The sequence below is a fragment of the Microbacterium foliorum genome (assembly GCF_006385575.1).
GTDB classification, from domain to species: domain Bacteria; phylum Actinomycetota; class Actinomycetes; order Actinomycetales; family Microbacteriaceae; genus Microbacterium; species Microbacterium foliorum_B.
This window is the reverse complement of the sequence record NZ_CP041040.1, coordinates 130,056-143,438: the sequence shown is the minus strand read 5'-3', so window position 1 is coordinate 143,438 and position 13,383 is coordinate 130,056. Positions and strand designations below refer to the sequence as shown.

Annotated in this window: 16 protein-coding genes; 13 read left to right on the top strand and 3 right to left on the bottom strand. The window is 68.9% G+C overall.

Going from position 1 to position 13,383, the window contains the following annotated elements; all coding sequences use genetic code 11:
* Positions 1–149: 149 nt before the first annotated feature.
* The 7 genes from FIV50_RS00720 (at position 150) to FIV50_RS00690 (ending at position 6,176) form a co-directional block, all read left to right on the top strand.
* Entirely contained in the window at positions 150–806 is a 657-nt protein-coding gene (locus tag FIV50_RS00720; protein ID WP_181164279.1) for a TetR/AcrR family transcriptional regulator, read from the top strand.
* Complete coding sequence (locus tag FIV50_RS00715) at positions 803–1,786, top strand: ABC transporter ATP-binding protein (protein ID WP_140035751.1); 984 nt, start codon at positions 803–805, stop codon at positions 1,784–1,786. The genes FIV50_RS00720 and FIV50_RS00715 overlap by 4 nt, the downstream gene beginning before the upstream one ends.
* Positions 1,783–2,583: an ABC transporter permease subunit gene (locus tag FIV50_RS00710; protein WP_140035750.1), complete on the top strand. Its 801-nt coding sequence runs from the start codon at positions 1,783–1,785 to the stop codon at positions 2,581–2,583. Before FIV50_RS00715 ends, FIV50_RS00710 begins: the two co-directional genes overlap by 4 nt.
* Before the next feature lie 282 nt (positions 2,584–2,865).
* A complete protein-coding gene (locus tag FIV50_RS00705; RefSeq protein WP_140035749.1) occupies positions 2,866–3,273 on the top strand; it encodes a GntR family transcriptional regulator in 408 nt (135 codons plus the stop codon).
* Positions 3,270–4,187 carry an ABC transporter ATP-binding protein gene (locus tag FIV50_RS00700; RefSeq protein WP_140035748.1) on the top strand — a complete coding sequence of 306 codons (918 nt, stop codon included), beginning with the start codon at positions 3,270–3,272 and terminating at the stop codon, positions 4,185–4,187. Before FIV50_RS00705 ends, FIV50_RS00700 begins: the two co-directional genes overlap by 4 nt.
* Positions 4,187–4,873 carry a hypothetical protein gene (locus FIV50_RS00695; protein ID WP_140035747.1) on the top strand — a complete coding sequence of 229 codons (687 nt, stop codon included), beginning with the start codon at positions 4,187–4,189 and terminating at the stop codon, positions 4,871–4,873. Before FIV50_RS00700 ends, FIV50_RS00695 begins: the two co-directional genes overlap by 1 nt.
* A gap of 157 nt (positions 4,874–5,030) precedes the next feature.
* The gene (locus tag FIV50_RS00690) at positions 5,031–6,176 is read left to right on the top strand and encodes an FUSC family protein (protein ID WP_258184351.1); all 1,146 of its coding nucleotides are present in this window, start codon (positions 5,031–5,033) and stop codon (positions 6,174–6,176) included.
* A gap of 3 nt (positions 6,177–6,179) precedes the next feature.
* Here FIV50_RS00690 and FIV50_RS00685 read toward each other — a convergent pair whose 3' ends face one another.
* Positions 6,180–6,761: a winged helix-turn-helix domain-containing protein gene (locus FIV50_RS00685; RefSeq protein WP_140035745.1), complete on the bottom strand. Its 582-nt coding sequence runs from the start codon at positions 6,759–6,761 to the stop codon at positions 6,180–6,182.
* Positions 6,762–6,836: 75 nt separating this feature from the next.
* Between FIV50_RS00685 and FIV50_RS00680 the strand changes: the two genes are divergently transcribed.
* Positions 6,837–8,249, top strand: coding sequence for an MFS transporter (locus tag FIV50_RS00680; protein ID WP_140035744.1), 1,413 nt, complete (start codon positions 6,837–6,839; stop codon positions 8,247–8,249).
* A 13-nt stretch (positions 8,250–8,262) separates the two neighbouring features.
* Here FIV50_RS00680 and FIV50_RS00675 read toward each other — a convergent pair whose 3' ends face one another.
* Positions 8,263–9,054: an SDR family NAD(P)-dependent oxidoreductase gene (locus tag FIV50_RS00675; protein ID WP_140035743.1), complete on the bottom strand. Its 792-nt coding sequence runs from the start codon at positions 9,052–9,054 to the stop codon at positions 8,263–8,265.
* A gap of 116 nt (positions 9,055–9,170) precedes the next feature.
* Here FIV50_RS00675 and FIV50_RS00670 point away from each other — a divergent pair, with 116 nt between their 5' ends.
* Both FIV50_RS00670 and FIV50_RS00665 read left to right on the top strand, forming a co-directional pair.
* Entirely contained in the window at positions 9,171–9,671 is a 501-nt protein-coding gene (locus tag FIV50_RS00670; RefSeq protein ID WP_140035742.1) for a MarR family winged helix-turn-helix transcriptional regulator, read from the top strand.
* Between the two features lie 60 nt (positions 9,672–9,731).
* Positions 9,732–10,190, top strand: a complete 459-nt coding sequence (locus tag FIV50_RS00665; RefSeq protein WP_140035741.1) for a GyrI-like domain-containing protein — start codon at positions 9,732–9,734, stop codon at positions 10,188–10,190.
* A gap of 33 nt (positions 10,191–10,223) precedes the next feature.
* Here FIV50_RS00665 and FIV50_RS00660 read toward each other — a convergent pair whose 3' ends face one another.
* The gene (locus FIV50_RS00660; RefSeq protein WP_140035740.1) at positions 10,224–10,442 is read right to left on the bottom strand and encodes an SCO4848 family membrane protein; all 219 of its coding nucleotides are present in this window, start codon (positions 10,440–10,442) and stop codon (positions 10,224–10,226) included.
* A 91-nt stretch (positions 10,443–10,533) separates the two neighbouring features.
* Here FIV50_RS00660 and FIV50_RS00655 point away from each other — a divergent pair, with 91 nt between their 5' ends.
* The 3 genes from FIV50_RS00655 to FIV50_RS00645 all read left to right on the top strand — a co-directional run bounded on the left by FIV50_RS00655 (position 10,534) and on the right by FIV50_RS00645 (position 13,380).
* Entirely contained in the window at positions 10,534–11,160 is a 627-nt protein-coding gene (locus FIV50_RS00655; RefSeq protein ID WP_258184350.1) for an RNA polymerase sigma factor, read from the top strand.
* Positions 11,157–11,639 (top strand): hypothetical protein, encoded by a 483-nt coding sequence (locus FIV50_RS00650; RefSeq protein WP_140035739.1) that lies wholly within the window; start codon positions 11,157–11,159, stop codon positions 11,637–11,639. Before FIV50_RS00655 ends, FIV50_RS00650 begins: the two co-directional genes overlap by 4 nt.
* 166 nt (positions 11,640–11,805) lie before the next feature.
* A complete protein-coding gene (locus tag FIV50_RS00645; protein ID WP_140035738.1) occupies positions 11,806–13,380 on the top strand; it encodes a S8 family peptidase in 1,575 nt (524 codons plus the stop codon).
* Positions 13,381–13,383 lie beyond the last annotated feature (3 nt).

Below are 13,383 nucleotides of genomic sequence, written 5' to 3'. Positions count from 1 at the left end.
TTGCGCGGCGATCGTCAGCGCGTGCAGTGCTTGACTGATCCGCCCGGTGGGGACAACGGCCTCAGCCGCATCGATCAGAGCCGTCGCATCCTTGGACGCGAGAGCGCCCCCTCTTGACAGCGACTGAACATGTGTTTAGTATGCTGTACATGCGTTCAGCTTCTGACGACATCACGGCTCGCGCCCGCATCCGCGACACCGCCATCGCCGCCTTCGCCCGCGACGGATACGACGGTGCGAGCATGCGCGCGATCGCCAGGGAGGCCGGCGTCAGCCCCGCGCTGATCGTGCACCACTTCGGCGACAAGAACGCCCTGCGCACGGCGTGCGACGACTACGTCGTGGGCGTCTTCATCGACGAGGACCACGACCTCATCGTCGCGCCGACTCGCGACCGCATCCGCACCGCCCTCAACGACCTCGAACGCTACGGACCCTACATCGACTACCTCGCGCGCATGCTCGCCGACGGCTCGGCCGCCGCCGATCGCCTGTTCGACAGCTTCCTGGCCAACACCCGCGATGTGCTCGCCGATCAGCGCGAGGCCGGGATGCTCGAGCCGATGAGCGACCCCGAGATGACGACGATGCTGCTGACGCTGATCGGACTCGCCCCCGTCGTCATGCGTGCGCAGATCGCTCGCGCACTGGGCACCGACCAGCTGAGCCCGGCGGGGCTCCTGCGCACCACCCTGCCGACGCTCGAACTGCTCACTCACGGCATCTATTCGACGACCGCACTGCTCGACGGCGCGCGAGACGCGCTCGCGGCCGAGGGGAACACCCCGAGAGGAGACGCATCATGACCGACACCATCGAGATCGACCGTCTGCAGAAGCGCTACGGCAGTCGCATCGCGTTGCACGAGCTCGACCTGCACGTGCGCCCAGGCACCGTCTTCGGGCTGATCGGCCCCAACGGGGCCGGCAAGACGACGACCCTCCGCACACTCGTCGACGTCATCCGCCCGTCATCCGGCTCGGTGCGCGTCCTCGGCGAGAACCCCCGGCACGGCGGCGCAGCGCTGCGCCGCCGCATCGGCTACGTGCCGGGCGAGCTGCACCTCGAAGGGCGATCGAGCGGACACCGGATGCTGGCGTTCTACGCCCAGGTCTCGGGCGAGCGCGATTCCGCGGCGACGCTGCGCACCGGTCGCGAGCTGGCCGACCGGCTCGGCGTCGACCTGACGCGTCCCGTGCACACGCTGTCGAAGGGCAACAAGCAGAAGGTCGGGCTGATCCAGGCCTTCATGCACCGCCCGGAGCTGCTGATCCTCGACGAGCCCACCAGCGGCCTCGACCCGCTGGTGCAGCGCGAGTTCCTGCAGATGGTGCGCGAGGCGAAGGATGCAGGGCAGACCGTGCTGTTGAGCTCGCACGTGCTCAGCGAGATCCAGCAGACCGCCGACGAGGTCGCGGTGCTCGCGAACGGACGGGTGGTCGCCGACGGCGCCGTCGCCTCGCTGCGGCTGGGTTCGATCCGACGGGTGCGCGTCGAGATCGCGACGTCGGATGCCGCATCCACCCGCGCCGACTTCGACCGCGTGCCCGGTCTCACCGGGGTCGAGATGCACGATGCCGACGGCGTCCTGAGCCTGTCCGGCACCGTCGACGGCGCGATCGACCCCTTCGTCAAGGTGCTCGCCCGGTTCGAGGTGCGCGATCTGACCGTGGAGGAACCGGACCTCGAGGAGTCGGTGCTGCGTCTGTACGGCGCCTCTGCCACTCCGGCATCCGCCCGACCCGCGACCCGACGATCGCGACGCGACAGGGAGGAGCAGCGATGAACGGCATCCTGCCCGTGTTCCGGCGCAGCCTGCGCGAGTCGTGGCGAAGCCTGCTCGGATGGACCGCCGGCCTCGCCGCGGTGCTGTTCCTCTATCTGCCGCTGTATCCGAGTCTCGCCGGCGACGGCCAGCTCGAGGCCATCATCTCGTCGCTGCCGAAGGAACTCGTCGACACCCTCGGGTACGACCAGATCGCGACCGGCGCCGGATACGCGCAGAGCACGTTCTTCGGCCTGATCGGCTTCCTTCTGTTCACGATCGCAGCGGTCACCTGGGGCTCGGCCGCCATCGCCGGCGCCGAAGAGAGCGGGCGGGCCGAACTCGACCTCGCGCACGGCATCGGCCGCGGCCAGTATGCGCTGGAGTCTGCCTTCGCCGTGCTCGTGCGACTGCTGTGGCTCGGCGTCTTCTCGGGGCTCGTCGTCTGGGCGTTGAACGACTCGGCCGAGCTCGACCTCGAAGGCTGGCGCATCGTCGGAGCGAGCGCCGCGCTCACCGGACTCTCGTTCCTCACGGCATCCGCCGCTCTGCTCGCCGGCGCAGCGACGGGTCGCCGCATCTGGGCGACGGGCGTCGGCGCAGGAATCGCCGTGGTCGGGTACGTCCTGCAGGCGATCGCCCGACAGTCCGACGACCTCGAGTGGTTGAACGCGCTCTCCCCGTACGCCTGGGTGTACCGTCAGCCGCCCCTCGCCGAGGGCGTGGATGCCGGTGGGCTCGCCCTCACCTGGGGCCTGGCTCTCGTGTTCGTCGCGGCGTCGGTCTTCGCCTTCCGCGCGCGCGACCTGCGCGGCTGACACCGTTCCCGGCGCCACCACCACCGCCACCGCCCATCCGGGGTCAGTTCCGCACCGCATCAGCCAGGCGGGGTCAGTTTCGCACCGCAATTCGGCTTTTCGGATGCAGAACTGGCCCCGCACGGCGCGGGGCACGGCGCGAGGCGCGGCACGGGGCACGGCGCGAGGCGCGGCACGCGCCCGGCACCCCGCACGGCTGCCTGCCCGAGAAACGGGTTGACATATCCCAGGTGCAGTGGTTACCTAGTCGAGTAACTAACCCACTAACCCAGCGGAGGACTCGTGATCGAAGAAGGCAAGCCGCTCTTCCTCCAGATCGCCGAGCAGATCGAGGACTCGATTCTCGACGGCTCGCTCGCGGAAGAAGCACAGGCCCCGTCGACGAACGAGCTCGCCGGCTTCTACCGGATCAATCCCGCAACAGCAGCCAAGGGAGTCGCCATGCTCACCGACAAGGGAGTTCTGTACAAGCGCCGCGGCATCGGCATGTTCGTCGCCACCGGTGCGAAAGACCTGCTGCTCGGCGAACGCCGCGCGGCGTTCGCCGATCGCTACATCGACCCGCTCCTCACCGAGGCCCGCACGCTGGGGCTCGGTACCGACGACCTCGCCGCACTGCTCCGCGAGCGCGCGGCCCTGGAACCACAGACATCACCGGCACGACAGACAGAAGGGACGACCCCCGCATGACCGCCGTCATCGAGGTGCAGAACCTCACCAAGCACTACAAGGAGAAGAACGCGCTCGACAACGTGTCGCTCACCCTCGAGGGTGGCGCGATCTACGGACTGCTCGGTCGCAACGGAGCCGGCAAGACGACGCTCATGTCGATCCTGACCGCGCAGAACTTCGAGTCGTCGGGCACCGTGCGCGTCTTCGGCGAGCACCCCTACGAGAACACGCACGTCCTCAACCGGGTCTGCTTCGTTCGCGAGAGCCAGAAGTACCCGGACGACGCCTACCCGCGTCATGCCTTCAAGGCCGCCAGCCTGTTCTTCCGCAACTGGAGCCAGGAGCTCGCCGACGAACTCATCGAGCAGTTCCAGCTGCCGATGAAGCAGACGATCAAGAAGCTCTCGCGCGGACAGCTCTCGGCCGTCGGAGTCATCATCGGCCTCGCCTCGCGCGCCGAGCTGACCTTCTTCGACGAGCCCTACCTGGGACTCGACGCGGTCGCCAGGCAGATCTTCTACGACCGGCTGCTCGAGGACTACGCCGAGCACCCGCGCACGATCATCCTGTCGTCACACCTGATCGACGAGGTGTCGAACCTCATCGAGAAGGTCATCGTGATCGACAACGGGCAGATCCTGCTCAACGAAGACACGGATGCTGTGCGCGACCGTGCCGTCACCGTGGTCGGCGAGGCCGGCAAGGTCGACGCCTGGGCCGCCGATCGCGAGGTGCTGCACCGCGAGGCGCTCGGCCGAGTCGCCTCCGTCACCGTACTCGGAGCGCTGTCGCCCGCTGAGCGCGCCGAGGTCACGGCATCCGGTCTCGATCTGGCCCCGGTCTCGCTGCAGCAACTGATCGTGCGTCTCACCCAGAAGGCCGAGGCGGGCTCTGCCACCAGAGCCTCCGCCACGAAAGAGGAGGTCCGCTGATGCGACGCACACTCAACGTCATCCGCCTGCAGCTCATCAACCGGCAGACATTCATCTGGGTGCCGCTGATCGTCCTCGGCTCCGCCGTCGTCATCTCGGTGCTGATCTACGCGATGATCCCCGGCGACCAGCCGAAGTACGGCGGCGGCGGCCAGGCCCCGCTCTGGTACTTCTTCGCCATCGGGCTCTCGGCGATGACCCTCACCTTCCCGTTCTCTCAGGCGATGAGCATCACCCGACGCGACTTCTACTTCGGCACACTGCTCACCGCCATCCTCGGAAGCGCGCTCATGGGCGTCGTCTTCCTGATCGGCGGCGGCATCGAGACGCTGACCAACGGCTACGGCGTGAACGGCTACGTGTTCTACCTGCCGTGGCTGTGGGAGGCGGGTCCGCTCGGGGCGTTCACCGTCTACTTCACCCTCGCCCTCTTCCTGTTCGTCGTCGGCTTCACCGGAGCAACGATCTACAAGAGCTGGGGACCCACCGTGCTCACCATCGCGAGCGTCGGTCTGGGCCTCATCCTCGTGGGGCTGGCGTTCCTCGCCACGAGACTCGAGCTGTGGGATGAGGTGTGGCGGGCGATCCTCGACGCGGGCGCTCTCGGTCTCGCGCTGTGGGGCCTCGTCGCCACGGTGGTGCTCGCGGGCATCTCGTTCCTCGCCTTCCGCAAGGCCATCCCCTGACCACTCGGTCACAACTCGGCGCCGGTCGCTCCTCACGGGGCGGCCGGCGTCGGCACGTTCCGACCGCTACCCGCCCTCACCGCCAGATGCAACCGGGTGCGAGCACGGATGCCGAGCGGCTAGCGTCACCTTTCGGGGAGGACGACGAGAGGATGCCGTGACGAACATCAGAACACGAGTGCGCGCGCACCGCCCCGGCATCGTGCGCTCACTGCGCGAGGCGGTCGACCCCGCCCGACTGCTGCTCGTCGCCAAGACCGCACTGGCGGTCGGCCTCGCGTGGCTGATCGCTCCGCACACGCCCGGAGTCACCGACGAGTACCCCTACTACGCTCCGCTCGGCGCGCTGGTCAGCATGTATCCGACGTTGATGGGCTCGGTGCGATCGGGGCTGCAGACCCTGCTCGGGCTCGCAACCGGCATCGGACTGGCCGCCGTCGTCGTGCTCACCGTCGGCCCGACGTGGTGGAGCATCCCCGCCGTCGTCGGCGTCGGAGTGCTGGTCTCGGGCACCGGCTGGTTCGGCGTCGGGCGCGAGTACGTGCCCATGGCTGCGCTTTTCGTGCTGATCGTCGGCGGCCAGGATGCCGAAGACTACTCGCTGGGCTACCTGGTGCAGATGGGGGTCGGCGTGGCCGTCGGGTTCATCGTCAACCTGGTGATCGCCCCTGCTCCGCTCACTCTCGCCGCCGCGGCGAAGGTCGACGCCTTCCGCACGCAGCTGAGCGAGCATCTGCACGACATCGGCTCGGCCGTGTCGGATTCCTGGCCGCCGGAACGACAGCAGTGGGCGAACGACGCGGCGTCGCTGGCCGACACGACGTCGGAGCTTCACACCGCACTGTCTGACGCCGACGACAGCCGACGAGGCAACCCGCGCGCGTTCGGGCGCAGAGGAGAGACGCGGCACATCCACGAGGAACTCGCGCGACTCGATCGCATCGCGCACCTGATCCGCGACATCTCCGACGAGGTCGCCGACACCATCTGGGACCGCCCTGGCGGACTCGAACTCGATGCGGCGCTGCCCGAACCGCTCTCGGCCGCGTGCCACGCCGTCGCCGAGGTCATCGCGCAGCAGGACCCGCTCACGCCTGCAGATCATCGTGCCCGAGGTGAGGCGGCCCGCGCGATCAGGCTGCTGCTCGCGACCGTCGACGACCGCACGATCGATGTGCGGCGGTCGATGGGCCCCGGCGTGCTCGCGGCCATGCAGCTGCGCCGCATCCTCATCCTCAGCGGCCACCGGGAGCCGGAAGAGGAGACCGAGGGCGAGTCCGCCGCCGAGCCGGAGGGCGCGTAGGAGTCAGATCGTGTCGTCTGCGGCGACGAGGTCGATCTGCCAGAAGCGGCCCTCGGGGTCGTCGTCATCGTGCGCGGCTTCGGCCTCTGCCATCGCCCTGTCGAAGGTCTCCATGACCGCCGTGAACTCCGCCTCGGTGAGCCGGGTGGTGCGCTGCTGGAACACGGCGTGGATTCCCGAGGCTCGACCCCCGTAGTACGCGGGCGACCACGCGATCACACGCTGGAGAAGGTCTTGATGCTCGGCGGCCAGGGCTCGCACCACGGCTCCGCCGAGCTCCTCGTCGGCCACCGGATGGTCGGGGTCGCCCACGCTCATCGCGCCCTTCACCGGCGCCCAGACGCGGTCGCGACGATCTCTCGCATGCTCCGGAGCCTCGACGATGAGGCCCGCGTCAGCGAGAGTGCGCATGTGGAAGCTGACGCTGTTCGCGGCGACGTCGAGCTCGGCGGCGATGTCGGCCGCGCGCATGTGATCGCGGCGGGCGATCAGACGAAGGATCTGTCGCCGCAGCGGATGCGTGTAGGCCTTGAGCATGGCCGTCGTCATCCATACGGGATCTTCACCGTGAGTGCCGTCGCCCATGCTCAGATCCTACTCGCACGAATCATTGCGCAAGAGTAGTTGCGCAATTCTTCTTGCGGAACTACTCTCGACGTCATGACGACGACCGTGACCGCACCCCACCGGCTCTGGCGCAACGCCCGGTATCTGACCTGGCTCGTGAGCGACACGAGCAAGGGTCTCGCGGCGACACTGTTCGCTTTCGCGATCCCTCTGCTCGCCTTGATCGTCACGAACGACCCGGCGCAGGCGGGTGTCATCGGCGGCGCAGGAATGGTCGCGCGGCTGGTCCTCACACTCGTCGGCGGTGTCCTGGCCGACCGGCATCGTCGCATCCTGCTCATGCTGATCGGCTCGCTGATCGGCATCCTGCTGGCAGCGGCATTCACCCTGCTGGCTCTCGCAGACGCCCTCACCTTCGGCACCCTGCTCGCGGCGAACGTGCTGCTCGCCGCCCGCGGCGGGCTCTTCGACGTCGCCGGCGAGAGCGCGATCAAGGAGATCGTGCCCGACGACGCGATGGGCAGGGCTCAGGCCGCGAACCAGGGGCGGGATGCCGCGCTGCAGCTGGCCGGCGGCCCCCTGGGCGGGCTCCTGCTCGGCGTCGGCGGCTGGCTGGTCGGCGTCGTCATGACCCTCTGCCACGCGGTCGCCGCAGTCACGGCATGGATGCTGCGGCGAGAGGCGCGGCACGCCGGAATCGCGGACACCGGGGCGGATGAGGGGTCGGGCGGGGACACGGAAAGCTCAGAGCATCCGGTCGGAGACGGGCGTGTCACGGCGGGACTCGCCCTGGATCCGGCGGATGGTCTGGGTCTCCCCACGGAGTCGGCCGCCGATGTTGCAGCTACCGCCCCGGCCAGGACGAGCGCGTGGGCCGAGCTGCGAGAGGCGTTCGCCTGGCTGTTCTCACGCCCCGACCTCGGCGGCGTGCTCATCATCATCACGATCATCAACCTGGGCTTCAACGCCGCGATCACGACCGTCATGTACGCACTCCAGCAGGCCGGATACTCCGAGCTGCTGATCGGGTCGCTCGGTGCGGGAGTCGGTGCGGTCATGCTCGCAGGTGCCGTCGTGGCGCCGCTGCTCGTGCCGCGCATTCGTACTGGAGTGCTCGCGATCGCCGGTCTCGCGGGCGGCGCCGTCGGCACGGTGGTGCTCGCGACGGTGACAGAGCCGTGGGCGATCGTCATCGTGCTGGGCGCCTCGGTGGTGCTGCTTCCGGCGCTCAACGCCGGGATGATGGGCTACTTCATGGTCGCGACGCCGACCGAGCTGCTGGGTCGGGCCAACAGCGCGGCCGGCGTGCTGGGAATGGGCGCCATGCCGCTCGCGCCTCTGATCGCCGGCTTCGGCCTCACCTGGATCGGCCGCGAATGGACGATCCTCGTGTGCGCGGCGCTCTGCATCGTCGCCGTCGCCCTCGCACTGGGCAACCGCGCGCTGCGCGCTCTGCCCGTCGAGTCGCGGTGGGCCGAGCACGCGAAGCAGTACGAGGTGGCCTGAGCGGTGTCCTCCATCACAGCATCCCGGTGAGCACACCCCCGTCCGCGCGCAGGGCGGCACCGTTCGTCGCGGACGACAGCGGGCTCGACAGGTACGCGACCAGGTTCGCGATCTCGGTCGGGTCGATGAACCGCTGCAACAGGGTGGTTCGGTTCTGGCCGATGATCGCGCTCTTCATCGCCTCGGCGGGAAGGCCTTGCGCTTCGGCCACCGCCGCCACGGATGCAGCCACTCCGTCGGAGAATGTGGGGCCGCCGAGGACGGTGTTGACCGTGACCGCCGTGCCCCGGGTGAGCTTCGCCAGACCGTTCGCGATTGCGAGCATCGCCGCCTTCGTCATGCCGTAGTGCACCATGTCGGCCGGCACGTTGACGCCGGACTCGCTGCTGATGAAGACGATGCGGCCAGAACCCCGCTCGAGCATTCCGCCCAGAAGCGCGCGAGACAGCCGCACGCCGCTCATCACATTGACCTCGAAGTACCGCGCCCAGTCCTCATCACCGACGGATGCGAAGTCGGCGAGGCCGAAGAGTCCGACGTTGTTCACGAGGATGTCCACATCCCCCAGCGACTCGGTGAGCTGCGCCACCTCGTCGGCACTCGAGAAGTCGGCCGCGAGACCCGCCACTCGCGCGCCCGGGTGCTCGCCGCGCAGACGCTCGACCGCGGCGTCGAGACGCTCGGCATCGCGCCCGTTCAGCGTCACCTCGGCGCCCTCCGCGGCGAGCGCGGCCGCGATCGCATAGCCGATCCCCTGCGTCGATCCGCTGATGAACGCCGTTTTGCCCTGCAGCCCCAGGTCCATGATCACTCCTTCTCGCGCCGGTCTTCAGCGCGCATTGACTTGCTTGGGCAAGTAACTGTACGGGTCTTCACTTGCGTGAGCAAGTCAATCGGGCGTGGATGGCGTAGGCTCATGACATGCCTGAGCACTCGATCGACGACCCCCTGAGCGCGGAGGAGCTGGAGATCTGGGCGCCCGTCGCCACCCTGCTCGAACGGCTGCCGACCGCTCTCGACGCGCAGCTGCAGCGCGACAGCGGGCTGACCCACTTCGAGCACGGGATCCTGTTCGCGCTCGACTCCGCTTCCGATCGCACACTGCGTCTCAGCGTCCTTGCGAGCTATGCCAGCTGCACCCTCTCGCGACTCTCGCGCGCGGTCTCCCGCCTGGAGGCGAAGGGGTGGGTCCGGCGCGAGACCGATCCGACAGACGGCCGGTTCACGCTGGGAATCCTCACGCCGAGCGGGCACGACAAGGTCGTCGAGTCGACACCTGCGCATCATGCGCTCGTGCGCGAACTGGTGTTCGAGAGTCTCACCGCGGCGCAGAGACGCCAGCTCCGTGTGATCAGTCGGAGGGTCTCGGCCGCGATCGGGCCGGATGACGCGTGGAGGCCGCCGACGCTAGATCGCACGTGACGGATGTCGGTGCGCGCGCGTAGGATCGGCGGCACGCACCCACGACCTGAGGAGACGATGATGTCAGCCCTGGAGATCAGCGAGAAGCCACTCCCGTTCGCCCGACTCGCGTCGCTGACCGAGACCGTCGCCTCGCAGCCCGAGGTCGCGGCTGTCGTGGGCCCTCTGTTCGACCGGGTCGCCGACGCCCTGATCGCCGCGGGCGGAGCCCCGGGGCTCCCCATCGCCGAGTACGGCATGAACAAGCACGGCGTGCGCATCACGGTCGGCTTCGTCTACGACGGCCCCGCGGTCGACGGGCTCGTCATCGTCGAGCTGCCGGCCGTCGATTCTGCGTTCACCGCCATGCACCTCGGCACGATGGCGACGATCGACGACAGCTGGCATGCGCTGAACGAGGCGATCACCGACGGCGGCGCCACCGCCGTCGGTGCGTGCCGCGAGGTCTACCTGCGGTCGGAATCCGAAGATCAGGCCGACTGGATCACCGAGCTGCAGCAGCCGGTCACCCGGAGCTGACCTTCTAGGGCCTGACCGTCTTCGGCCTGCCCCTCAGAGCGCTCCGGCGAGCGCCGCGACGCCGACGATCACCGAGACCAGCGCGAGCACCAGGGCGATCGCGATCAGCACGGCGTGCACCTTCAAGAACGTGGTGGCCTTGCCGTCTGCATCCCGAGCCCGCGGGTCTGTCGCGACGCGCTTGTAGAAGCGGGGCCACACCAGCACGTTGAAAGCGGCGTTGAGAAAGAGCACGACGGAGAGAGCGATCACCCCTCCACGCTAACGCCCTGAAAAAAACACCGAGTCCATGTATCAGCAAGCTCTTGCCGTGCTCCTGACTGGTGTGATCACAATGGGACTCATGATCGACGGCGCACCCGATGGCGCCGGCCTCGATCCTGCACCGGACGACGGCGCGGCTCGCTGGAGGCGAGCCGCCGAATTCTTCGACGCATGGCGAGACGGCGACAGCCGCGCGATGGACGGACTCGTGCGGCTGATGACGCCTGTGCTCTGGCATGTCGTGCGCGCCTACGGACTCGAGCGCACGCTCGCCGAAGACGTCATCCAGACGACGTGGCTGCAACTGGTTCGGGGGCACCGCTCGATCAGCGACCCGAAGGCGGTCTCGGCCTGGCTCACCACCACCGCCCGCCGCGAGGCCTGGCGGGCCGGCAAGGCGCACAACAGGGTCGACACCACGGAGTCGGATGCTCTCGACGCACTGCTTCCTGAGCAGCAGTCGGCCGAGCACCATGCCACCGTCGGAGACGAGAACCGGCGCCTCTGGGTCGCGGTGCATCGCCTCGCCGATCGATGCCAACGACTGCTGCGCGTGATCGCCTTCGAGGAGCGACCCGATTACGCCCGCCTCGCCGCCGATCTCGCGATGCCTGTCGGCAGCATCGGCCCCACCCGCCAGCGCTGCCTCGCGAAGCTGCGTGACCTGCTAGACGCGTCGACACCACGAACGGAGCGCAGCTCATGAGCGAGAACGACGGAGCCCACGGCGGCGACAACCACGAGGATGCCGAGCTGTTCGCGCAGCTGCGCTCACTCTGGCGCAACGTCGATCCGATGCCCGCCGCCCTGATCGATCGCATGATCGCGACCGTCGCGGCCGAGGGCCTGTCGGAGGAGTACGCGCTGCTCACCCTCATCGACGAGCCGCTCGGTGCCGTACGCGGTGACGCCGACGCGCTGACCCTGCAGTTCAGCGACGGCACCACCAGCATCCTGTTGCACGTCACGCGCACCGCGACGGGCGCGCACCGCGTCGACGGCTGGGTCGACTCGACATCGGGTGCGATCGAACTCGCGCAGGGCGAGCACATCCGCACGACGACGGCCGACGACACCGGTCGCTTCATGTTCGACGATGTGCCCCACGGACTGACTCTCGTGCGCCTCCACACGACGGTCGGTGATCAGGAGCAAACCGTGACGACCCCGCAGTTCGAGTTGTGATCCACCGCGGGACCACCCGCGCACATCGCGGGACGGCCCGCGCACACCACCCGCTGGGCGACTCCCGCAGCTCGCAGGATCTCTCTCACGGAACGCGGGGCATCCCGCACACACCGCGGGAACTCCCGCACAGGACGCGGCTTCGCCCGCGAGGAGAGGACCCACGATGGAGCAGCCCAAGGGGTGGAGTTGGCAGGACCGAGCTGAGGGATCGATCAGGCGGGGGACGGCTCTCGATCCGTCGGTCGAACCCGTCGACGGCGTCAGGGCGTTCCCCACGGCGTATCTGCAGGAGCGCCTGCTGATCACGCAGGATCAGGAGAACGGCCAGGAGGCCTACGACCAGGAGATCCGCGAGCTGCGCGACGCGGCCGGCTCGTTCGGCTGGAATCTCGAGATCGAATCTCCGGATGCTCTCCGCGCGGCCGATCCGCTGGTCCCAGGAGTGCCCGGCTTCCTCCGCGCCCGTCTGACCACCCCCGACGAGCCGACCCGCGGCGAGTCTCCGGTTCCGCCCGATGCGTGGCGCGTGCTGCAGCGCGCCCGCCGCAGCTCGGGCACGCCGATGCCGCGGACCAGCCTCGAGCACGTGCTGTCGATCGATCCGGTCGGGCTCAACCCGTTCAGCCGCACGAATCCCTTCAGCCGCACCAACCCGTTCAGCCGCACCAACCCGGTGCGCGGCGCGGGCGGAGGAGTCGGCGGCAGCGACGACTACCTCGAGCCCGGGCGAGGCGCCCGCCAGCCGGTGACGTGGCTCGGGCCGGCTCCGCAGCGCACGGCCGCCCCGAAACGAGGTCGCCGCCCGGTGGTTGCGGTGCTCGACACAGGGTGCGGCGTGCACGATTGGCTGCCGGACGACATCGTCACCCGGCACATCGAGCTCGACGGCGTGCCGATCGGTCTCACTGACGACGCCGATCCCGAGCGCTACCCCGACCTCTACGGGCAGCTCGACGGAGAGATCGACGCGGTCGCCGGGCACGGCACGTTCATCGCGGGAATCATCCGCCAGACGGCCCCGGATGCCGACATCCTGTCGATCCGCATGGCCGGAGCGCTCGGCGTGATCGACGAGAGCACGTTCCTGACGACGGTCGCGCAGGTCGTCGAGCTGCTGCGGCGACACCGCGAGGACCCCTCGACAGGGCATCCGATCGACGTCCTCAATCTGTCACTCGGGTATTACCACGAGACGCCGAAGGACGGCTTCTTCAGCACGACGCTGCACGCCCTGCTGACGGCGGCGCGTGAGCTCGGGTGCGTGGTGGTGTGCTCGGCGGGCAACGATGCGATCGACCGTCCGTCCTTCCCGGCATCCCTCTGGCCCTGGCCCGGAGCCGACAACGGCATCCCCCGCGACAAGGATGCCCCGCATGTGTCGGTCGGCGCCCTGAATCCCTCGACCAGGTCAGTCGCGCTGTTCTCGAACATCGGCCCGTGGGTGCAGGTGTACGCGCCCGGCGCCGCCGTGGTCAGCACGTCACCGGCCTTCGTCGGAGGCGAGCAGGCGACCACGAGAGCGGATGTCGACGGGTTGCGCCGCGAGACGATCGACCCCGACGACTATCGCGGAGGCTTCTCGATCTGGAGCGGCACGTCGTTCGCGGCGCCGTACGTCGCGGGTCGCATCGCCGCACAGCTGGGCTCGGTGCCTGCGCAGGGTGTCACCGCGGGTGCCGCGGCCAAGGCCGTCGCCGCCGTGCTGAAGACACTGCCCTCCCCGGTGGCGGGCGGGTAGCCG